This is a genomic window from Nannocystis pusilla (assembly GCF_020073745.1).
GTDB lineage: Bacteria > Myxococcota_A > Polyangia > Nannocystales > Nannocystaceae > Nannocystis > Nannocystis radixulma.
Map to the genome: position 1 here is coordinate 1 of NZ_JAIRAU010000017.1, position 20,890 is coordinate 20,890.

Genomic DNA, 20,890 nt, shown 5'->3' on the forward strand with positions numbered 1-20,890 from the left:
CATGGGCGGCGTCCCGCAGAGTGATTCCTGCGACAAGGCGCAAGACTGGGCGCTCCCCGCCATCAAGTGCTGCTGCACCGACTCCAATTGAATCCCCCCACTCTCTCCCTGTGACACCCAACCTTCGCCGAGTCCGGAGCGACAGCGCAGCGTGGAGGCGACCATGAGCGCCCTGTCGAAGCTCGGCACCCTCACACAGCCTTGGTGCTCGGCGCCCAGGACATGGTCCAGCTCGGCCCCGAGGACGGAGTGCTCCAGGCCGCCGCCGACGCCGCCGAGTGGCGCACACCCCTCGAAGGCGCCGCTTGACATCGAACGCGGGATTTGACTCGCTGTCCCCATGGCCCCGCGCGAGGTTCCGATCGTCCTCGGCATCTTCGTCGCAATGGCGGCCCTCGTCGCGTTCGCCGTCGCCGCGCAGCTCGATCGCGCCGAGCCTCGCCCCGAGGGCGCGCGCGTCGTTCAGCTCGACCCGCGCGCCCGGCACGCGTCCACCGCGGACGGTCTCGCCATCGGCGGCGTCGCCCTCGCCGGTCTCATCACCGCAGCGACCGCAGTCCGCGCGCAGCGCCGGCGGAGCGCGGCGCGGGGTACGGACGCCGGCGCGCCCGCGGGACCTGGCCCCGGGGGCCGGATGTTCACGCGGCGCGCGGTCCTGGCCATGTCCCTCTGGACATGTTTCGATGTACCTGCTCTATGGTACATGCTCCGGCGGCCGCCCGCCGAGCTGCCGCTGTTTATCGGCCCGTGTGTCCTGCTCCTGCCGCCGATCCGCGTCTACCTCCGCTACCGCGACGGCGAGGCGGAGTGGGTCCCGTGGATCCTCGGGTGCGCCGCGATCACCCTCGCTATCACGGCCGACCCCCGGAGCGCGTGGGCTGTCGCGTCGCTCGCGCTGGTCTGCCACGCCTGCGCGCTCGCGCAGGAGCGCCGCAGGCGGCAGACCGGATGAGCTGACGTCACCAGCGACCCAAGCGACGCGACCGGGTCCTTCGCCTGAAGAACCCGGTCGTCGCGCTCGTGATCCGGCGCTCAGCCGGCCGCCCGGAGGAGCATGGCCAGCGCGCGCGGCAGCGTCGGCGCCCCCGCGCCGAGGAGCAGCGCCACCGGGTCCATCGACTTGGCCCGCTGCCGCTGCAGCTCGCTCTCGGGGTAGCGGCGCGTGATCATGTGCCAGTCGAGGATCCCCGCCATCCAGTCCTTCAGCCCCTCGATGTAGGCGTCGAGGGCTTTGCGGGCCTCGTCGTCGAGCCCCGTGTCGGCGACCAGCGGCGGGATGTCGTGGGCCAGGATGTGCTGGAACTGCTGCATGCGCGACGTCATCAGGTCGTTGGCGACCTCGACCGCCCGCTCCCGCGGGATGTCGAGGAACGTCTGCAGCACCAGCACGATGTTGTGGAGCTCGCCCTCGAACTCGATCTCCTTCTGGTACGAGAAGATGTCGTTCATGAAGCAGGCGTAGTCCTGCGCCGAGTCCTCGAGCCCGCGCAGCGGCCGGGACAGCAGCACCTCGCGCGGGATTTTGCCGCCCTTGGTGACGCGCGCCAGGTTCATCGTCATGTCGGAGCCGAAGGTGCGGCGCCGCATCTCGACGTAGTCGACCGGATCGGGCACGCGGTGCTGCGTCTGGTTCATCAGCTCCCACAGCCAGCTCGCCGTCATGTCCTCGACGCTCTTGCGGAAGACCTTGCGCGCCTCGACGTCGAGCCCCGCCACGGTGCGCAGCCACACGTCGAGCAGGCCGGCCTCGAGCGGGTTCGCCGGTGGCGGCGTCGGCTGGCCGTCGACCGGCATGAACAGCGACAGGCGATCGTTCTGCAGCTTGGCCGCCGCGAAGTTGCGGGTGGCGCCGAACACCACCGGGAAGTAGTCGTCGCCGTACGTGCCCCACGTCAGCCACGCCGACGACACGTCGAGCTCGGGCCCCGTCGCGTCCGGGTGGAGCCGCGCCGAGCACTCCGCGAAGTCGTAGCCCGCCACGCGATCCTCGTCCCAGATGCAGCCGCCCGGCACGCCCGGCACCGGCGCCAGCATCCCGGTCGCCCGCGCGTAGTCGATGCAGTGCCGCTTCGCCCGCTCGAGGTTGGGGTTCACGCGCGCCGTGTACGGCATCGTGAACGCCGGCAGCGTGGTCGGCCCGACCGGCTGGAACAGCAGGTGCGAGAAGTTCTTGATCCGCTTGAGCCCGAGCGCGCCCGGCGACACCCCGATGCGCACGCCCGAGGTGCCGAGGCCGGTCGGCCCGTTCAGCACCCGCTCGATCAGCGTCGCCGCGCGGCTGGCCGCGTCGGACGCCGCGCCGCGGCCGAGCCGGCGCTCGGTGCCGACGCGGAAGCTCGTCGGCAGCGCCTCGGGCGACAGCTCGATCGACTTGCCCTCGCCGCCCTGCCCGCCCTTGTTCATGTAGCGGCTCGAGCGCATGTGCCACTCGTGCCCGCCCGACTGCCAGTCCTGCAGGCCCTTGACGTACTTGAACACGTCGAGGCGCTCGTCGGGGGTCAGCGCGTGCTCCTCGAACAGCGGCGGCAGCTCGACCAGCGCCGTGTTCTCGAACTGCTGCAGCCGCGACGTCAGCAGGTCGTTGGTGATGTCGGCCGCCTGCTGGGTCGGCACGCCGAAGAAGCGCTCGACCACCAGCACGCAGTTGGCGTTCTCGCCCTCGCGCTCGACCTCGCGCTGGTACGAGAACAGGTCGTTGCGCAGGTGCACGCCGTCGCTGAACGTGTCCTTCAGGACCCGCAGCGGCCGCGTCTCGGCCACCCGCGCCGGGATCTCGGCGCCCGCCGCGTGCTCGACCAGACCGGCCGACCACGGCGCGCCGCCGACCTTGCGCCGCATCTCGATGTACTCGATCGGGTTCGAGACCCGGCTCTGGCGGATGTTGCCGAGCTCCCACAGCGACTCCTCGAGCAGGTCGCGCGTCGCGATGTGAAAGCGCCGGCGCCAGTCGGCCGAGCGCGACGGCGCGGTGCGCCGCCACAGGTCGAGCAGCCCGGCCTCGACCGGGTTGGTCGGCTCCGGGATCGGCGTCGCCAGGTCGACCGGCATGAACGCCCGCAGCCGCGCCAGGTACTCCTTGGCCCCGGCCATGTCCTTCGTCCGCTTGTAGACCTCGAGGAAGTGGTCGTCGAAGAAGAACACCCACACGTACCAGTCCGTGACGAGGTCGAGGTCCTCGCTCGAGCAGTCCGGATGCGTGTACGCGCACAGCAGCGCGTAGTCGTGGTTGTCGAGGTCCTCCTCGGTCCACACGCCGGTGTCGATCATCTCCATCGCGTAGGCCCACTCCTTGGTGTGCCTGCGCGCGCCCTCCAGGTGCGGATTGATCCGCGCCGGGTGCGGCATGTAGAAGTCGGGCAGCTGAAACGGCTGGCTCATGATCGCCCCTACGCCCCGATCTCCACGTCCTCGAGCATGCCGAGCGCGTCGGGCACCAGCACCGCCGCCGAGAAATAGAGGCTGACCAGGTACTCCTGGATCGCCCGCTCCTCGACCCCGATCGCGCGCACCGACAGGCTCGGCTCGACCTCGTCGGGGATGCCCTGCTGGTACAGCCCGATCACGCCCTGCGAGTCGGCGCCGGTGCGCATCGCCAGGATCGAGCTGGTGCCGTCGCTGCGGATCGGGATCTTGTCGCTCGGGACGATCGGCACCCCGCGCCACGCCGTCATCGCCGCGCCCTCGATCGCGGTCGGCTGCGGGTACAGCCCGCGGCGCGTGCACTCGCGGCCGAACGCCGCGATCACCCGCGGGTGGGCCAGGAAGAACCGCGTCGAGCGGCGCCGGGACAGCAACTCGTCGAGGTCCTCCGGCGTCGGCGGCCCGCTGCGCGTCGGGATCCGCTGCTTGAGGTCGACGTTGTGCAGCAGCCCGAACTCGCGGTTGTTGAGGAGCTCGTACTCCTGCCGCTCGCGCAGCGCCGAGATCGTCAGGCGCAGCTGCTCCTGCGTCTGGTCCATCGGCTCGCTGTACAGATCGGCCACGCGCGTGTGCACGCGCAGGATCGTCTGCGCCACCGACAGCTCGTACTCGCGCGGGCGCAGCTCGTAGTCGACGAAGCTGATCGGCAGCGCCGCCTCGCCGGTGTGCCCGGCCGACATGGCGATCGCCTGCTGCCCGCTCTTGTCCTGCGGCTGGTCCCGGCGGCGCGCGTAGGCCTCGACGTGGGCCTTCAGCGCCGGCGAGTCGGCGGCCGCCTGCAGCAGCACCTGCTCCGACAGCGTCAGCACGGTGCAGCGCGTGACCGCCTTGACCGAGTACGGCCACGCGTCGCCGGTGGTCGCCAGGCCGTCGTCGCCGAAGTGGTCGCCGTCGACCAGGTGCCCGAGGACCAGCGCATCGTCGTACTTGCCGGGGGCCAGCTTGATCGCCTTGCCGTGCGCCAGCAGCACCACCGAATCGGCCGGCGTGCCGGCGGCGACGATGATCTCGCCCGGCGCCACCTCGCGCTGGACGAAGCGGTCGGCCAGCGCCGTCAGCACCGCCTCGTCCTCGAATCCGCGCAGCAGCGGCAGCTCGGTCAGCTCGCGCGGGATGACCTGCACCCGCGGCCCGGTGCTGACGAGGCCGACGCGCCCGTCGCCGATCGTGTAGGTCAGGCGGCGATTGACGCGGTAGGTCCCGCCGGGCACGTCGACCCACGGCAACAGGCGCAGCAGCCAGCGCGGGGTCACGCCGACCATCTGCGGCGGCGATTTGGTGGTCGTCGCCAGGTTGCGCGCCGCCGCCGTGGCGAGGCTCGCCTGCACCGATTCCGTGAACTTCGACGTGTCCGTCATGACCTCATGCTCCTCTACTGCGCGTATCCGTGATCACCAGGGCCTCAGCGGCCGATCTCCGCGTCCTCGAGCACCGCGAGCGCGTCGGGGACCAGCACCGCCGCCGAGTAGTAGGCGCTGACGAGGTAGGAGATGATCGCCTTCTCGTTGATGCCCATGAACCGGACCGACAGGCTCGGCTCGACCTCGTCGGGGATGCCCGGCTGGTGGAGGCCGATCACGCCCTGGTTCTTCTCGCCGGCGCGCAGGAGGATGATCGAGCTGGTGCGCGTGTCGGTCACCGGGATCTTGTTGCACGGCAGGATCGGGACCCCGCGCCACGCCGGCACGTGGTGCCCGAGCAGCTCGACGCCGGTCGGGTAGATGCCGCGCTTGCTGCACTCCTGGCCGAACGCCGCGATCGTGCGCGGGTGGGCCAGGAACGCCGTCGGCTCCTTCCACACCAGCGCCAGCAGCTCGTCGAGGTCGTCCGGGGTCGGCGGGCCCGAGCGCGTGTGGATGCGCTGCTTGAGGTCGGCGTTGTGCAGCAGGCCGAACTCGGGGCTGTTGATCATCTCGTGCTCCTGCCGCTCGCGCAGGGCCTCGATGGTCAGGCGCAGCTGCTGCTGCGTCTGATTCATCGGCTCGTTGTAGAGGTCCGCGACGCGCGAGTGCACCTGCAGGACCGTCTGCGCGACCGAGAGCTCGTACTCCCGCGGCGACAGCTCGTAGTCGACGAACGTGCCCGGCAGCGCGACCTCGCCGCGGTGGCCGGCCGCCAGCGCGATCTCGGCCTCGCCCTGCCCGGTCTGCGGCTTGCTGCGGGCGGCCTTGAACCGCTCGACCTGGGTCCGCAGCGCCGGCGACTGCTCGACCGCGTCCTTGAGCGCCTTCTCGGGCAGCGTCAGCGCGATCACGCGGGTCACGGCCTTGACGCTGAAGCCCCACACGTCGTGCTCGTCGACCAGGTTCTGGTCGCCGAAGTGGGCCCCGTCGCCCAGCACGCCCAGCACCGTCTCGTCGCCGTACTTGCCGGCGCCGATCTTGTTCACCTTGCCGTGGGCGATGAGGAACACCTGATCGGCCGGCTTGCCGGCCTCGACCAGCACGTCGCCCGGCTTGTACTCGCGCTGCACGAACTTGCCGGCCAGCGCGCCGAGCACCTCGACGTCCTCGAACCCGCGCAGCAGCGGCAGCTCCGTCAGCTCCTGCGGCACCACCGACACCTTGGCGCCGACGTTGGTGAAGCTGAGCCGCCCGTCGCCCACCGCGTAGGTCAGGCGGCGGTTGACGCGGTAGACACCGCCCGCGGCGCGCACCCAGGGCAGCACCTTGAGCAGCCACCGCGAGCTGATCCCTTGCATCTGCGGCTCCGACTTGGTCGTCGTCGCCAAATTCCGCGCTGCTGCGGTCGCCAGGCTGGTCTGTTGCGCGCCTTCACCGGGTTTCTGTGCATTCGTCATGACGTACCTCGACATTGCTCCCACTGCGACGATTGACCCGTCCTCCGAATCTGCGCGTGGATCCCCCCTGGGCAATTGGGCGCAGTCATTCGGAGGTCACAAGAACCGTACAGGCTCGTGACATCCCCGCGCGAACCGATCGCGCGAAAGTGTGTCGATTGAATTTGTGTTGAGGGACCTAGTACCCAGTCAAAAATAGGCTGTCAATGTAAAATTCGACGCGCGCTCGCGAGCACGCAATCGCACCTGCGCGGCCGCGGAGGTGGCATGAAACGCCCGTGGGCGCCCACTGGGCGCCCACTGGTGACGCTCATCACGATTGGCGAATACGCGCGCTCATCAGATTCGCCGGCGGACAATCGGGGGACAACCGGCCTCGACGGCGGAGCCCCCTTTGCGTAAGAATCAGGCCCGGATGACCGCGGCAACCCTCGTGAATAACGCGCTCGTATTCGGCGCGGCGCTCCTCTTCGTCATCTTCGTGTCGCTGTTCTTCTCGCGGCAATCGGCCCGGCTGCTGCGGGTGGCCCTGCGCCTGGTCCGGGCGCCCGACCACGAGGCGCAGGCGACGGCGCTGGCCCGGCGCGCCTCGCGGGCGATCATCGTCGTCGCCACCGTGGTCAGCATCGCGCTGATCTGTGCCGCAGTGGCCCTCACCATGTACGAATTGGACGTGGCCCCGATGCTGTGGGGGTGGGCGCAGGGCTCGGTGCTGCGCGACCCGGCGGCGGCGCTGCAGCTCGTCCTGGCGCTGGCGGGCGTGGCCGCGGCCGCGTTCGTCATTCACCGCTTCATCCGCGTCGTCGTCCGCTACCTGATCGCCGGCCTGCGCAAGAGCCCCGCGTTCGCCCGCCACGACGAGCAGCTCGCCACCCTGCTGGGGCGCCTCCTCGTGACCCTGCGCTGGGGCACGCTCCTCGGCGCCCTCGCCCTGTGCGCCGCGCTCGCACCACCGCCGGAGCTGGTGAACCGGGCGCTCGACACCGTCACGGTCGTGGTCCTCGGCGTCCTGATCGCCCGCACGATGATCGTCATCGCGCACCTCGCCGTCGACGTCGTGGTCCACTTCGCCCACGGGCGCGAGACCCACCGCACCCTGCGCTACGTCGGCCGCCTCGAGCACCTCGCGGGCATCACCAAGCGCACGCTCGATTACTTCTTCTTCGTCGGCGCCGCGACCTGGATCTTCGATCAGGTCCGGCCGGGCGGGTGGCTGTCCGAGATGGGCCTCATCGGCATCCGCCTGATCGGGCTGGTGTACGCCGGCCGCGTGATCATCGAGGTGTTCGAGCTGTTCGTCCGCGAGCTCCTGCTCGCCGATCCGAACAAGCGCAGCGAGGCCGAGCAGAAGCAGCGGCTCACCCTCGTCCCGGTCGCCAGCAGCATCCTCCGCTACGCCATCTACTTCTGCATGACCGTCATGGGCCTGCAGGAGCTCGGCGTCGACACCTCGCCGATCCTCGCCGGCGCCGGCCTGCTCGGCCTCGCCGTCGGCCTCGGCGCCCAGGCGTTCGTCGGCGACGTCGTGTCCGGCTTCTTCATCCTGTTCGAGGGCATGTTCCACGTCGGCGACCGCGTGCGCGTCGGCGACGTCGTCGGCGACGTCGAGGAGATCGGCATCCGCGTGCTCAAGATCCGCGACGAGGCCGGCGTCCTGCACTGCATCCCCAACGGCGAGGTGCGGAGCGTCGCCAACCACGCGCGCCTCTACGTCAACGCGATCGTCGAGTTCACCCTCCCCTACGCCGCCGACGTGCAGCGGATCGTCGACGACCTCAAGGCCCACCTCGTCGCCTACCGCGAGCAGTGCCCCGATATCCTCGAGGACTCCGAATTCGTGGTCCAGGATCTCGCCGCGACCGGCGTGCTGATCCGCACCGTCACCCGCGTCAAGCCCGGCCGCGACGACGCCACCTCCGAGCTGCTGCGCGGCGAGCTGCTGACCGCCCTCGTCGCCGCCGGCGTCGCCCCCCAGTCGTGCCAGATCGTCGCCATGACCGGGCAGGGCCTCCGCTGACGGCGGCGGCCGTCTCCTGATCCATGTCCCTTCGGACAGACTGCCCATTCACCGGCGAACGCGACGATTCACGGCAGTCCCGAGGTTCCCACCTCCCCCTCGCTCGTCTCCTTCGCCGGCAGTTCCGATCCACGTCAGAGCCTGCGCGCGACGCCACCCACTACAGTGCTCGATCATGACGCGGACGATATCGATATCATGGGGCGCCGCGGCGCTCGTCCTCGCGCTGGCGTGTAATTCGGGCGGCGGCGGCGTGGGCACCGATCAGCCCCCGGAGGACCTCGACGACGGCAGCGACGATCCCCCCTCGACCGAGGGGTTCACCGACGGCACGCCGCAGCCTCAGCCCGTCCCGGACGTCGGCCCCGGCCCCGCCTTCGAGTGCGACCCGTGGCAGCAGGACTGTCCCGAAGGCCAGAAGTGCAATCTCTACAGCCTCGACGGCGACAAGGAGCTCGACGGCGCCAGGTGCGTCCCGCTGGTCGACCCGGCGCAGCAGCAAGGCGAGCTGTGCTTCGCCGAGGACGGCTACGGCGCCGGCCTCGACGACTGCGACGCCGGCCTGGTGTGCTGGGACGTCGCCCCCACCGGCGCCGGCCATTGCGTGAAGATGTGCGACGGCGCCGCGGGCGTTGCGACCTGCCCCGAGGGACAGCTGTGCACCAAGGGCTTCGGCGACTACAACTACATGTGCCTGTCGCCCTGCGACCCGCTCGAGCAGAACTGCATCGAGGGCGAGCTGTGCGCCTCCGGCAGCGAGGGTTACGTGTGCGCCCCCGACGCGTCGGGCGTCGAGGGCCAGATCTACGCCACCTGCAAGGCCGCCAACGCCTGCGACCGCGGCCTCCTGTGCGCCCCGCCCGAGGCCGCGCCGGGATGCACCGCCGGCCCCACGGACGGCTGCTGCCTGCCCTTCTGCGAGGTCGGCGGCGTGTGCCCCGACGGCCTCGAGTGCGTCGCCCTGCACGACCCCGAGCAGCAGCCCGGGCTCGATGCGATCGGCGTGTGCGCCAGCCCACCCTGACCGCTCGCCTCGACATGTCTGAATGGACATGCCCTGAAGGACATGCCCATTCCGCGCCGGCTCAGGCGCTCGCCTCGCGGTCGAGCAGCGCCCGCTTGCGCTCGACGCCCCAGCGGTAGCCCGACAGCCCGCCGTCGCGCATGACCACGCGGTGGCACGGGATGGCGACCGCGAGCGCGTTGGCCGAGCACGCCTGGGCGACCGCCCGCACCGAGCGCGGCGCGCCGATGCGCTCGGCCACCTCGGCGTAGCTGACCCGCTCGCCGGCCGGGATGGCGCGCAGCGCCTGCCACACGCGCTGCTGGAACGCGGTGCCGCGGACATCGAGCGGCAGGTCGAGCCCGACCCCCGGCGCCTCGACGAACGCGACCACCGTCGCCACCTGGCGCTCGAACTCCGGGTCGCCGCCGATCAGCTCGGCGCGCGGGAACCGGTCCTGGAGGTCGCGCACCAGCCGGTCCGGATCGTCGCCCAGCAGGATCGCACAGACCCCGCGCTCGCTCGCGGCGACGAGGATCGATCCGAGCGAGCACTCGCCGACGGCGAAGCGGATCGCGGTCGCCGCTCCGCCGGCGCGGTAGGCCGACGGCGTCATCCCGAGCACCTGATCGGCGCGCTCGTAGAAGCGCCCGCCCGAGCCGTAGCCGGCCCCGTAGATGGCCTCCGTGACCGTGCTGCGGCGCCCGAGCTCGTCGCGCAGGCGGGCGTCGCGGTGGGCCGCCGCGTAGGCCTTGGGCGTCAGCCCGGTCACCGCCTTGAAGATCCGGTGCACGTGGTACGCGCTGAGGCCGGCGCGCTCGGCCACCGCCTCGAGGCTCGGCGCCGTCTCGGCCGCCTCGATGAAGCGACACAGCCGCGCCACCAGCTCCGCCTTCAGCTCGGCCCGCGACGGCTGACCCGGCTTGCAGCGCTTGCACGCGCGGAAGCCCGCGGCCTCCGCGTCGGCCACAGTGGTGTGAAAGGCGACGTTCTCCGGGCGTGGAGTACGGGACGCGCACGACGGCCGGCAGTACACCCCCGTCGTCACGACCGAATAGAAGAAGCTGCCGTCGGCGGCCGGATCGGCCGCGACCACGGCGGGCCAACGAGGATCGCTCGTCACGGCTGCCGCGCGCGCTTCGGACCTGGTGGACATGACGTTCTCCTCTCCGTGGTCGGCGGACCTTCGCCGCCGCCGCAGCCAAGCTAGCCGCTCGCCCGGCGCGATGCACTCCGGGTCTTGCTCTCGAATTCGAGGCTGCCGCGGCGAACGCGCAAGACGGCTGCTTCTGCCGACTGCGCGCCCGCCTGCGCGACAATATGTCTTCAGGGACATGTGCCGATCGCCGCGCGCAGCGCCCGCTCGCCCGCGGTTGCGCCCGCGCGATCCATCGCGCATCCTGGAGACGAAGCCCGCGCTCTCGGCGGGCTTCACGCTTTTTGTCCGAGGGCATTTTCCCATGCAACCATCCCCACCGATCACGATCTCTCGCCTCGACCTCGGCCGGCTCAAGCGCCTGCTCGCCAGCCCCGGCGTGCGCGACACCGACGCCGCGCTCGCCCTCGACGACGAGCTCGAGCGTGCCGCCGTCGTCGACCCCGAGGCGCTCCCGCCCGACGTCGTGTCGATGAACTCGCGCGTGCGCCTGCGCGAGCAACGGACCGAGCGGGAGCTCGAGCTCACCCTCGTCTATCCGTCCGACGTCGGGCCCGACCGCGTCTCCGTGCTCGCCCCCGTCGGCAGCGCGCTGCTCGGCCTCAAGGTCGGCCAGGACATCGAGTGGCCGCTGCCCAACGGCCGCATCGCCGAGCTCCGCGTGCTCGAGATCCTCTACCAGCCCGAGGCCACGGGCGACGACCTCGACGCGTGACACCGGACATGTCCGAATGTGCATGTCCATCCAGACATGGGAAAAGAGCCATGCCTGTATGAACATGCTCGTTCAGACATGTCACACGAATGACGGCGCCGGGCCGCTGTCCCCGGCCCTCCAGCCGGCCGCTCGCGCGCTCGCGCCCACGGTCGCGGCCGCCGGCCCCACGGCCGTCGACCCCGCTCGGCTCCGCCCGACCTGACGTGCCCGGGCGCGGAGCGTCTGCGCCGGACGTCTGCGAGCACGGCCGCGAGCACGTCGCGCGGCGCACCTGCTCCCGGGCCGCTCGCCGCCGCCATGGCCAGCGCCTGCGCGATCCATCACCGCACCGCCACGGCCGCCCGTGATGTCTCGCCCCCGCCGCGGCGTTCCCGGGCCGTTGGCGCCCGCGTAGCCTGGCTGGGATGTCGGCAACCTCGTCCTCGCTCGCGTGCCTCCGCGTCGCCCTGCTGCACGCCCTCGGCGTGACCCTCGCCCCCGGCTGCACCCGCCCTCCGCTCGACGACGCCGGCACCGCAACCGCCACCGCCACGGGCACGAGCACGAGCACGAGCAGCACCCCCCTCAACACCTCGACCGCGCCCGGCGACACGACCGCCGCGCCCGACCCCACCACCGGTTCGGCGACCACCGCCACCACGCTCGTCAGCACCGCCACCACCGCCGCCGACAGCGGCACGGGCCTCGTCACCACCACCGGCGTCGAGCCTGCGACCACCACCACCGGCACCACGACCGGCACCAGCACCGGCGACGTCGGCGGCACCACCGGGCCTGCGTGCGTCAGCCTCATGGATCTCGGCGACCCGTTGATGCCGGCCGACCTCATGGAGATCCCCGGGTGCGAGGATTACAACGCCAGCGACTGTTATGATTACATGCGGATCTGCGTCCCGCTGCCCGACGGCCTGGACAGTTGCGACGCGTGCGCCCCCGACTGCATCGGCCCGATCCCCGAGCTGTGCCCCGATTTCGGCTTCCAGCTCGCCTGCGGCCCGTTCACCGTCGACGGCGAGTGCTGTCACGTCATCCAGTACAGCTGGAACTGCACCGACGGCCGGCCCTTCCTGGTCGAAGGGACAGCTCGCACCGCCGCCGCGACCCGCCGCCGCGACTGGCTGGCCGACGCGCCCGGCCCCGCCGACGAATTCATCGCCGTCCTCGATCCGGCCGCGCGCGCCGAGCTGGCCGCGCTGTGGACCGCCGACGCCCTCGCCGAGCACGCCTCGGTCGCCTCGTTCGCGCGCTTCACCCTCCAGCTGCTCGCGCTGGGCGCCACCCCGTCGCTGGTCCAGGACGCCTGCGCCGCCCAGCTCGACGAGGTCGTCCACGCCCGCCTGACCTTCGCGCTCGCAGCGGCCTACGGCGGCGCACCGGTCGGCCCCGGCCCGCTGGCGCTGGACGGCGCGCTCGCCGGGCCGTCCGACCTCACCGCCATCATCGTCGCCGTCGTCCGCGAGGGCTGCGTCGGCGAGACCCTCGCCGCGGCCGAGCTCGACCTGGCCGCCCGGACATGTGACGATCCCGCCCTCGCCGCCACCCTGCGCCGGATCGCCGCCGACGAGCAGCGCCACGCCGCCCTGGCCTGGCGCACCGTTCAGTGGGCCCTCGGCCGCGGCGGCCCGGCCCTGCGCCGCGCCGTCGCCGACGCGCTCACCGTCCGCATCGTCGCCCCGCCGCCCGACCGCCTCGATCCCGCGGTTTTGCGCCGCCACGGCCGCCTGCCCGCCGCCGAGCGCGTGGCCCTCGCCGCCCAGTGCATGCGCTCCGTCGTCATCCCGTGCGCGCGGGCCCTGCTCGACGACCTCGCGGTCGCCCGCCCGACCGCCGACCTCCTGACCTGACAGCAGCGACGCGCGCTCCGCTCGGAGCCGGTCTCACGATTTCCGCCGCGGACGAGCGCGCCCGGCCCCGCGTCCGCGTCTTCTGTTACCATCGGCGCGTGCGCGTCCCCGCCTCCGCCTCCTTACATTCGCCTGCCCCCTCGCGCCGCGCCGGCGGGCGGAGATTCGCGTGGAGCCTCCTCCTGTCTCTCGGGACAGCCGCGTGCGGCCGACCTCCCGCCGACGAACCCGCGCCCGCCGCGGCGCCCGTCCCCGCCGCCGACGTCGACCGAGCCTTGCCTCCGCCGGCCCCGCCGGCCAGCGTCCGCGGCCGCAAGGTCCTCGCCGAGGCCACCTCCGCGTATTCGAAGATCCGCGTGCAGCAGCGCGGCACCCGGCGCACCCTCGGCTTCGTCCGCGAGCGCGGCGACGAGTTCGTGCAGACGATCGTCGACCTCAAGGACCCCGACGCGCCGGCCCACGGCTACGCCGAGGCGATGGCCGCCCCGTTCATGGTCGTCGACGACCCGCGCGAGCTGCTCGTCATCGGCCTGGGCGGCGGCACCCTGATCCGCTTCTTCCATTCGCGCGCGCCGGCGGCCCACATCGACGCCGTCGAGATCGACCCCGAGGTCGTGCGGCTCGCCGCCGAGTGGTTCGGCGTGGTCCCCGGCCCGCGCCTGCGCGTGTTCACCGACGACGGCGTGCGCTTCATCGCCGGCGAGGGCGATTCCTACGACATCATCTGGCTCGACGCGTACCTCGACCCCGGCGCCCCGGGCACCGACAACGCCGGCGTCCCCGAAGAATTGCGCGGCCTCGGCTTCCTCCGCCGCGTGAAGGCCCGCCTGCGCCCCGGCGGCGTCGCGGCCTTCAACATTCATCATTTGACCGGCTACCACGAGCACGTCAATGCCATCGCCGAGGTGTTCCCCCGCGTATACGTGGTCCGCCGCCCCGGCTCCAACGAATGGATCATCCTCGCGCTCGAGCAGGACACGGAGCTCGACGCCGAGGCGCTGCGCCGCCGCGCCGCCGCCCTCGACGCGCCCGGCACCTGGGGGATCTCGTTCGCAGCGCTCGCCGAGGTCACCACGCCGTGGCAGCGGTCCCCGACCTGAGCTTCGGCGACTCCGCGATCGCAGGTGCCCGCGGAGTCGTGTCCCCGCGCGGATCCGCACGAGCCTCGCTAGGCCGTGACACCTCCGTGTCAGCGCACGCGGCCGCCGGCGAGGCCCGCCGGCGGCCTGTGATATGACCGAGCGAGGGAGACTGTAGCGTGACCCGGAACAGCCCACTTTCCGCCCCAATCGCCGCTCTGACGCTCGCCGCCGCCATGGCCGCCTGCGGGGACTCTGCCGCCGTCACCGACAGCGGGACGACGACCACGGGCTCGACCACCTCCATTGAGGAGCCGCCGACCGGCACCACCACCGGCGGCACCACCCCGACGACCACCGACGGCACCACCACCGAGCCCGCCCTCCCCGAGCCCGACCCGAACGTCGACTGGCCGACCCTCGAGTGCGACCCGCTCGACCCCAATTATTGCCTGTTCCCGTTCCCCAACAATGTCTATACCACCGCCGATCCGAGCACCCCGACCGGCCGGCGCGTCGCCCTGCCCGCGGGCTCGCTGCCGATGTCGAGCGGCGGCGTGCTGCCGCAGACCGAGGTGTTCGCCGAGCTCGACGGCTTCTCGGGCGGCCTGCCCGGGATGGTCCACATGCCCGGCGCCACCATCACCGGCCTGCCCGGCCCGTGGAGCATCGAGCTGTCGATCACGACCGACAGCCCGACCATCGTCCTCGACGCCGAGACCGGCGAGTTCGTGCCGCACTTCTCCGAGCTCGACATGTCGCTGAGCGACGACTCGCGGCGCACTCTGCTGATTCGCCCGGTCCACCGCCCGCGCGACGGCGCCCGCTACATCTTCGCCGTCCGCGACGTCGTCGACGCCGGCGGCCAGGCGCTCGCGCCCTCGCCGGCGTTCGCCGCCCTGCGCGACCTGACGCCGTTCCCCGACGACCCGTCGATCGACGCCCGCCGCCCGCTCTACGCCGACATCTTCAAGCGCCTCGGCGAGGCCGGGATCCCGCGCGACAACCTCCAGCTGGCCTGGGACTACACCGTCGCCAGCACCGAGAACACGACCTCGCGCCTGCTGCACATCCGCGACGACGCGCTCGCCCAGGTCGGCCAGGCCGGCCCCGCCTACGAGATCGACAAGATCACCGAGGATTGCCAGGAGCACATCGCCCTGTGCGTCGACGGCAAGATGACGGTCCCGCTCTACCTCGACAAGCCCGAGTCGGGCGGCCGCTTCATCCTCGACGACGACGGCCTGCCGACGCAAAACGGCACCGCCGAATTCCCGTTCACCGTCCGGATCCCCCACAGCGCGTTCACGGCCCCGTCGACCCCCGTCGCCTACGGCCACGGCCTGCTCGGCAGCCGCAGCCAGGTCGGCGCCGGCCACTTCGCCGAGTTCGCCGACACCTACAATCACATCCTGTTCGCGGTCGACTGGATCGGCATGGCCGAGGACGACATCGTGACGATCGTCGGCGCGCTCGGCTCCGGCAACCTGCACGAATTCGCCGCCGTCCCCGACCGCGGCCAGCAAGGGATCCTCAATTTCATGCTCGCCACGCGCATGATGCTCGGCGACTTCGCCAGCGACCCGTCGCTGACCTACCAGGGCGAACAGGCGATGTTCGACACGTCGGCCGCGTATTACTTCGGCAACAGCCAGGGCGGGATCTTCGGCGCGACGCTGATGGCAGTCCAGGTCGACGTCACCCGCGGCATGCTCGGAGTGCCCGGCCAACCGTACAACATCCTGCTCAACCGCAGCGTCGACTTCGACAACTTCTTCCAGGTCGTCAAGGGCGCGTACCCCGACCCCATCGACATCCAGGTGGTGCTCGGCCTGGTCCAAATGCTGTGGGAACGCGCCGAACCCAGCGGCTACAGCCACCACATCCGCAACCCGCTGCCCAACACGCCGGCGCACGAGGTGCTGCTCCACGTGGCCATCGGCGACCACCAGGTGACGACCCTCGGCGCCCACATCATGGCCCGCTCGATCGGCGAGGTGGTCAACATGGCCCCGGTCAATCGCTCGATCTGGGGCCTCGAGGAGGTGGAGGGCAGCCACACGGGCTCGGCGATGGTCGAGTTCGACTTCGGCCTGCCGCCCGAGCCGACGATCAACGTGCCGCTGCGCGAAGGCGAGGACCCCCACGGCGGGCCGCGCAAGCTGGCGGCCGCGAACGCGTCGATGAACAAGTTCTTCCGCGAGGGCATCGTCGAGACGAACTGCGACGGGGCTTGCGATCCGGAGTGAGCTTCCTGGCCCCGAGGACAGGTTCGGCATTGAGGACAGGTCCCGTGTTCGCAAGCGCGGGGCCTTTCCCTTGCGTTGAGGACATCTCCGTTGATCGCAGGCGCGGGGCCTGGAAGACCTGGGTGACGGCGGACACGGAGCGGCGGACTGGGCCCCTCGCGACGGCGGGCCCCTCCCGTTCCACGTGCTCGGCGCCGTCGCTTCGTTCATGAGCTGTCGTTGAGGACAGGTCGGTTTCGCACCTCACGGACTGTGCGCCTGCGCGCGGTGGAACGCGGCTCCGTCCCGCCTGCGTCCCAGTCCGCCGCTCCGTGTCCGCCTGCGACGGCCGTCGCGGGCCCCGCTCTTCGCCGCCCGACGAACCACGGGATCGTCGCGGCGACTTCGCCATCCGACGAGCCGCGAGGCCGCCGCGGCGACTTCGCCATCCGACGAGCCACGAGGCCGTCCTCCGCCGCTCCGTGTCCGCCCGCGACGGCCGTCGCGGGCCCCGCTCTTTGCCGCCCCACGAGCCCGAGGCCGTCCGCGGCGACTCTGCCACCCGACGAGCACGAGGCCGTTCCGCGGCGGATTCAGGGGGCGCAGCGGCGGCCGTCGCGGGCCCCGCGCTTCACCGCGCCCCGCTCCTCGTAGCTTCTACGAGCGGCCACGGGGACGGCTACGCCTCGCGCGACGCGAAATTGATTGCGACGGCGGCAGCGATCGGCAAAGGTGATGCATCTTTCCCTTGCGCCCGTCCGCGGGCACTGGAGCCTCACTTAATATGTCCAGCATCGTTGTTTCGCCTGCTCTTTGTCGCACCTTCTCGTTGTTGTGCATGACCGCCGGCGTCGTCGCCTGCGTCAAGCCGGATCCGGCGCCGGGTGACACGGATCCGTCGGCCACGGACACTTCAGGCCCGATGACCGAGGGGCCGACCACCGTCGAGCCGACCAGCGATTCGCCCACCGAGACCGGCGAGCCCGGTCTGCCGGACGATTGGGACTCCGAGCTCGAGCCGAAGCCGGGGACCCGCCTGCGCCCGATCCTCCGCGTCGCCGACGACGGCTCGAAGTACCTCGTGGCGTGGCAAGACACGCTGCTCGACGTGCGGTGCGCGTTCCGCAGCGGCGCAGACGGGGTGCAGCGCTGCTATCCGGAGGCGCGGGGCGAGCTGGAGTTCGGCGACGCCAGCTGCACGCTCCCGATCGTGCGCGACCAGGATTGGTCGCAGACGCCGTCGAAGATCCTCGAGGTCCGCAACGAGGACGACCTGTGCAACCCCGGCACGTTCTTCCGCCTCGGCGAGCCGTTCACGGGCACGGTGCACTTCGGCATCGGCGGCGAATGCCACGAGATCGGCCAGGACCCGGGCTATTTCCTGGTCACCGAGGTCTCCCCCGCCGAATTCGTGACCGCCACGATCACGCCGGCCACGGGCACGAGCCGGATCGTCCCGCTGATCCTCGACGCCGACGACGGCTCGCGGGCGATCGTGGGCGCGTGGGACCGCGAGCACGCCGAGCACGTCGCGGCCGGAGAGGGCGCGGAGGATCTGCGGTGGTTCGGCCGCTACGAGCCGATCAGCGTCCGTCTGTTCGGCGACGCCGCCTGCAGCGTGCCGATCGGCGCCAGCGCGTGCCTCCCCGCCGACGAGACCCCGGGGACGGCGCGGCGCTTCGAGTGGCAAGGCTGCGAACAGAAGGTGCTCGATCGCCGGCGCGTCGTCGCCCAGATCGATCCGCAGCAGGTGTTCCGCCCGAGCGGCGACCAGTGCGGTTCGCTCGACCCCCAGCTGTTCCAGGAGCTGTGGTCGCTGTCCGACGTGCTCACCGACGACGACTTCGGCCTCGTCACCGTCCACCACGTCGACGGCGCCCGCCTCCGCCACATCCTCCACGGCAACCCCGAGGGCGAGCCGTTCCTCGCCTCGGGCGAGTTCTTCGACCCCGAGCTCGACTCCACCTGCCGGTTCCGGCCCTGGGGCGACCAGCCGGTCTGCGTCCCCGTCGTCGCGGCCGTCGCCGTCAACAGCTTCCTCGACGCAGCGTGCACGCAGCAGATCGCCTACGCGTCCGTCGACGACAACTGCCTGGAGTCCCCGCCGCAACCCGCGTGGGCCGTCGGCTCCACCTTCGACGGGTCGGTGCAGCTGTTGCCGGTGCTGGCCTCGACCCCGAACTGGGGCGGCTTCCGGCTCGACGCGAATGACGCCTGCGTCGAGGACTTCGAGGGCCCGCCCGGTGGCTCGGAGCTCGTCATGTTCACCGTCGGCGCGCCGCTGCCGGCCGGGGCGGTGGCCGCGACCGATGTCGTGCAGTAAAGGCGCGCGACGGATCGTGGGCCCATACGAGTACCTGTCGTCGAGGACAGGTACACACGCACCCTGCAGGCGAAGAGCTTCGCGGGTGACGCGAAGCAGTTCGGACCGCGCGTGGCCCGCGGAGGACACGAACCTCCCGCGCCTGTCCCTCGCCGAAGACGTACGGAGCGAGGAGCGGCACGCGGCTGCGAGTCGGCTAGCATTCCGGAATTCGCCGGAATCACTCGATGTCCTCGCTCGCCCTCGCCCTCGCCTTCCTCCTCACCTCGACCGCGCCGCCCCGGGCCGCCGCCGCCCCGCCGCCCGCGAAGGCCGCTCCGCCGACCGCCGATCTCGACGCCAAAACCCGCGCGGCGATCGAGGCGGTCGCCTACGATTACGTCGACGGTCAGCTGGAGGGCGACGCCGAGCGGGTGGCGCGCGCGCTGCACCCCGACCTGGCCAAGCGCGCCGTCGCGGCCGCGGGACCGACCGCGCGCGAGGTGTTTCCGCTGCGCCGGATGAGCGCCGACGAATTGATCGACCTGACGCGCCAGGGCGCGCTCAAGACGCCGAAGGAGCAGTGGAACCGCTCGGTGCGCGTGCTCGACGTGACCGGCACCGCGGCGGTGGTGCGCGTCGAGACGCCGTGGTTCGTCGACTACTTCCACATGGGCCGCTTCGGCGACCGCTGGCTGATCGTCAACGCGCTGTGGTTCAACAAGCCGCAGCCGTCCTGACGCGAAAACGACCGTCGTCGCAGCTCGCTGACGAGGCGCATGTCTGCCGATTCACGACCTATCCCTGAGGACAGGTCGGCATCCTGCCGCGCTACTCGTCGTCCTCGTCCGGCGGGACGTTGGCCTCGGCGGCGAGCGCCTCGGCCTCCTCGCCGAGCGCCCGGTGGGCCCTGGCCAGGTTGCGCCAGCCGCCGGCGAATGTCGGATTGGCGTCGAGGTAGCGGCGGACGTGCGGGATGGCGATCGCCGGGCGCCCGAGGGCGAGCAGCGTGTTGCCCAGGTTGGCGTGCGACGGCAGGTGATCGGGATCGACGATGAGCGCCTCGCAGTACGCGTCGACCTTCGCATACAGGTCCGTGAGCGCGTTGCCGTACTGGAAGTGCACGTTCGCGTGGTGGGCGTGGCGCCCGCGCAGCGCCGCGAAGTGCTCCGCGCCGTCGGCCTCGCGCTCGAGCGCGTGCAGCAGCCGATGCCCGGCGTTGAAGGCCCGGTAGTACGAGCAGCGCGGGGCGAACATGCGCCGGCCTTCGCCGAGCCGGCGCAGGGCGTCGTCGTCGAGGTCGTCGGGCTCGTCGCTATCCCGGTCGGCCATGCCGATCGCAGTGAGCGAGGGCCGATTCGCCACGAGGGCCTCGAGCACGGCCACGCGGTTCGAACTCCAGACGCCGAGCTCGGTGATGTTCGACGGAGCCGCGAGCGCCACCGCCGGATCGATCGCACCGCTCGCCTCCCACCCCAGCCGGCGGAGCCGAGGACAGCGCGCCTGCCACAGCGTGCCCAGCACCCGATCGTCCAGCCCGTCCTCCGAGTACGTATTCGAGCGGACCCACAGCGTCGTGAGCTCCGGCAGGTCGAGCGCGGCGAACGACGACGTATCGTCGATGTAGAGCTCGAACACGAGCTCGGTCGCGTACGAGAGCGCCGCGGCGGCGGCCACCATGTCCCCCGACCCCTCGCCCTCGGCGAGGACCTCGCCGGTGTCCTGGTCGACGTATTCGCCGTTGAGGTGGAAGCGAGTGACGCGCAGCGGATGTTGCCTCGCGACCTCGACCCACGCGTCGAGCTCGTCGTCGAACAGGACCTCGATCTCCTCGAGTCGCGCCAGGGCCGGCGGGCCCGCGGCGATCTCCGGCCACAGCTCGCGCGCCTCCCGGCAACTCAGCGTGATCCGACGGACCCAGCCGTCGATGATCGTCGCCCTGGTGTTCGTCGGCAACGGCCCGAGCAGCTCGGCGCGCGCCTCCTTCAACAGCTGACGCGCACGCTTGACCTGCTTGGCGTCGAACTCGACCTGCCCGCGCGTGGCGAGGAACTCGAGCAACCTGGCGTGCTTCGGACCCACCGGATCCACCCCCGGCGAGAGTGATGCCTTGGAGGAATTACGACGGGACTTTGCTTTCGTCATCGCGCTCACCGGAGCCAATGGGGGATCGGAGCAGTGACTCGGTGCGCGCGAACCTATCACGCTCGCGCTCGGGAGCGTGCCTCGAGCAGGAACTGGTGGGCCCCCCGGCCAGAGCTTCCGCACCAGGGCAATTCCCATCGACGCAGCGTGGTCCCCCTGTGTCGGAGGATCCCCCACG

At 71.5% G+C, this 20,890-nt stretch carries 14 protein-coding genes; 9 read left to right on the top strand and 5 right to left on the bottom strand.

Annotation, left to right across the window (positions count from 1 at the left end; genetic code table 11):
- Positions 1–340 precede the first annotated feature (340 nt).
- On the top strand, positions 341–952 hold the full coding sequence (locus K7C98_RS14785; RefSeq protein WP_224192295.1) for a hypothetical protein: 612 nt from the start codon (positions 341–343) through the stop codon (positions 950–952).
- 80 nt (positions 953–1,032) lie between these two features.
- On the opposite strand, the gene K7C98_RS14790 is transcribed toward K7C98_RS14785, so the two are convergent.
- The 3 genes from K7C98_RS14790 to K7C98_RS14800 are packed head-to-tail and all read right to left on the bottom strand — an operon-like array spanning position 1,033 to position 6,220.
- A complete protein-coding gene (locus K7C98_RS14790; protein WP_224192296.1) occupies positions 1,033–3,378 on the bottom strand; it encodes a terpene synthase family protein in 2,346 nt (781 codons plus the stop codon).
- A gap of 8 nt (positions 3,379–3,386) precedes the next feature.
- Entirely contained in the window at positions 3,387–4,778 is a 1,392-nt protein-coding gene (locus K7C98_RS14795; RefSeq protein WP_224192297.1) for a family 2B encapsulin nanocompartment shell protein, read from the bottom strand.
- 44 nt (positions 4,779–4,822) lie between these two features.
- Positions 4,823–6,220, bottom strand: coding sequence for a family 2B encapsulin nanocompartment shell protein (locus tag K7C98_RS14800; RefSeq protein WP_224192298.1), 1,398 nt, complete (start codon positions 6,218–6,220; stop codon positions 4,823–4,825).
- A 415-nt stretch (positions 6,221–6,635) separates the two neighbouring features.
- On the opposite strand from K7C98_RS14800, the gene K7C98_RS14805 reads away from it, so the two are divergent.
- Positions 6,636–8,237 (top strand): mechanosensitive ion channel family protein, encoded by a 1,602-nt coding sequence (locus K7C98_RS14805; protein ID WP_224192299.1) that lies wholly within the window; start codon positions 6,636–6,638, stop codon positions 8,235–8,237.
- Between the two features lie 175 nt (positions 8,238–8,412).
- On the top strand, positions 8,413–9,261 hold the full coding sequence (locus K7C98_RS14810; RefSeq protein WP_224192300.1) for a hypothetical protein: 849 nt from the start codon (positions 8,413–8,415) through the stop codon (positions 9,259–9,261).
- A 61-nt stretch (positions 9,262–9,322) separates the two neighbouring features.
- Here K7C98_RS14810 and ada read toward each other — a convergent pair whose 3' ends face one another.
- Positions 9,323–10,396, bottom strand: coding sequence for a bifunctional DNA-binding transcriptional regulator/O6-methylguanine-DNA methyltransferase Ada (ada, locus tag K7C98_RS14815; RefSeq protein WP_224192301.1), 1,074 nt, complete (start codon positions 10,394–10,396; stop codon positions 9,323–9,325).
- A gap of 304 nt (positions 10,397–10,700) precedes the next feature.
- On the opposite strand from ada, the gene rnk reads away from it, so the two are divergent.
- The 6 genes from rnk to K7C98_RS14845 all read left to right on the top strand — a co-directional run bounded on the left by rnk (position 10,701) and on the right by K7C98_RS14845 (position 19,307).
- On the top strand, positions 10,701–11,111 hold the full coding sequence (gene rnk / locus K7C98_RS14820) for a nucleoside diphosphate kinase regulator (RefSeq protein ID WP_224192302.1): 411 nt from the start codon (positions 10,701–10,703) through the stop codon (positions 11,109–11,111).
- A 407-nt stretch (positions 11,112–11,518) separates the two neighbouring features.
- A complete protein-coding gene (locus K7C98_RS14825) occupies positions 11,519–12,958 on the top strand; it encodes a ferritin-like domain-containing protein (RefSeq protein ID WP_224192303.1) in 1,440 nt (479 codons plus the stop codon).
- 275 nt (positions 12,959–13,233) lie between these two features.
- On the top strand, positions 13,234–14,058 hold the full coding sequence (locus K7C98_RS14830) for a spermidine synthase (RefSeq protein WP_224192304.1): 825 nt from the start codon (positions 13,234–13,236) through the stop codon (positions 14,056–14,058).
- A gap of 215 nt (positions 14,059–14,273) precedes the next feature.
- The gene (locus K7C98_RS14835; protein ID WP_224192305.1) at positions 14,274–16,286 is read left to right on the top strand and encodes a hypothetical protein; all 2,013 of its coding nucleotides are present in this window, start codon (positions 14,274–14,276) and stop codon (positions 16,284–16,286) included.
- An 817-nt stretch (positions 16,287–17,103) separates the two neighbouring features.
- Positions 17,104–18,588, top strand: a complete 1,485-nt coding sequence (locus tag K7C98_RS14840; RefSeq protein ID WP_224192306.1) for a hypothetical protein — start codon at positions 17,104–17,106, stop codon at positions 18,586–18,588.
- Positions 18,589–18,815: 227 nt separating this feature from the next.
- Positions 18,816–19,307: a nuclear transport factor 2 family protein gene (locus K7C98_RS14845; protein WP_224192307.1), complete on the top strand. Its 492-nt coding sequence runs from the start codon at positions 18,816–18,818 to the stop codon at positions 19,305–19,307.
- A 91-nt stretch (positions 19,308–19,398) separates the two neighbouring features.
- Here K7C98_RS14845 and K7C98_RS14850 read toward each other — a convergent pair whose 3' ends face one another.
- On the bottom strand, positions 19,399–20,649 hold the full coding sequence (locus K7C98_RS14850; protein ID WP_224192308.1) for a hypothetical protein: 1,251 nt from the start codon (positions 20,647–20,649) through the stop codon (positions 19,399–19,401).
- Positions 20,650–20,890: the final 241 nt, after the last annotated feature.

Excerpts from the sequence above, each read along its gene's own strand:
- K7C98_RS14805 (WP_224192299.1), top strand. The coding sequence starts at position 6,636 with ATGACCGCGGCAACCCTCGTGAATAACGCGCTCGTATTCGGCGCGGCG.
- rnk (WP_224192302.1), top strand. The coding sequence starts at position 10,701 with ATGCAACCATCCCCACCGATCACGATCTCTCGCCTCGACCTCGGCCGG.
- K7C98_RS14825 (WP_224192303.1), top strand. The coding sequence starts at position 11,519 with ATGTCGGCAACCTCGTCCTCGCTCGCGTGCCTCCGCGTCGCCCTGCTG.
- K7C98_RS14835 (WP_224192305.1), top strand. The coding sequence starts at position 14,274 with ATGGCCGCCTGCGGGGACTCTGCCGCCGTCACCGACAGCGGGACGACG.
- K7C98_RS14790 (WP_224192296.1), bottom strand. The coding sequence starts at position 3,378 with ATGAGCCAGCCGTTTCAGCTGCCCGACTTCTACATGCCGCACCCGGCG.
- K7C98_RS14785 (WP_224192295.1), top strand. The coding sequence starts at position 341 with ATGGCCCCGCGCGAGGTTCCGATCGTCCTCGGCATCTTCGTCGCAATG.
- ada (WP_224192301.1), bottom strand. The coding sequence starts at position 10,396 with ATGTCCACCAGGTCCGAAGCGCGCGCGGCAGCCGTGACGAGCGATCCT.
- K7C98_RS14840 (WP_224192306.1), top strand. The coding sequence starts at position 17,104 with ATGACCGCCGGCGTCGTCGCCTGCGTCAAGCCGGATCCGGCGCCGGGT.
- K7C98_RS14810 (WP_224192300.1), top strand. The coding sequence starts at position 8,413 with ATGACGCGGACGATATCGATATCATGGGGCGCCGCGGCGCTCGTCCTC.
- K7C98_RS14845 (WP_224192307.1), top strand. The coding sequence starts at position 18,816 with ATGTCCTCGCTCGCCCTCGCCCTCGCCTTCCTCCTCACCTCGACCGCG.
- K7C98_RS14800 (WP_224192298.1), bottom strand. The coding sequence starts at position 6,220 with ATGACGAATGCACAGAAACCCGGTGAAGGCGCGCAACAGACCAGCCTG.
- K7C98_RS14795 (WP_224192297.1), bottom strand. The coding sequence starts at position 4,778 with ATGACGGACACGTCGAAGTTCACGGAATCGGTGCAGGCGAGCCTCGCC.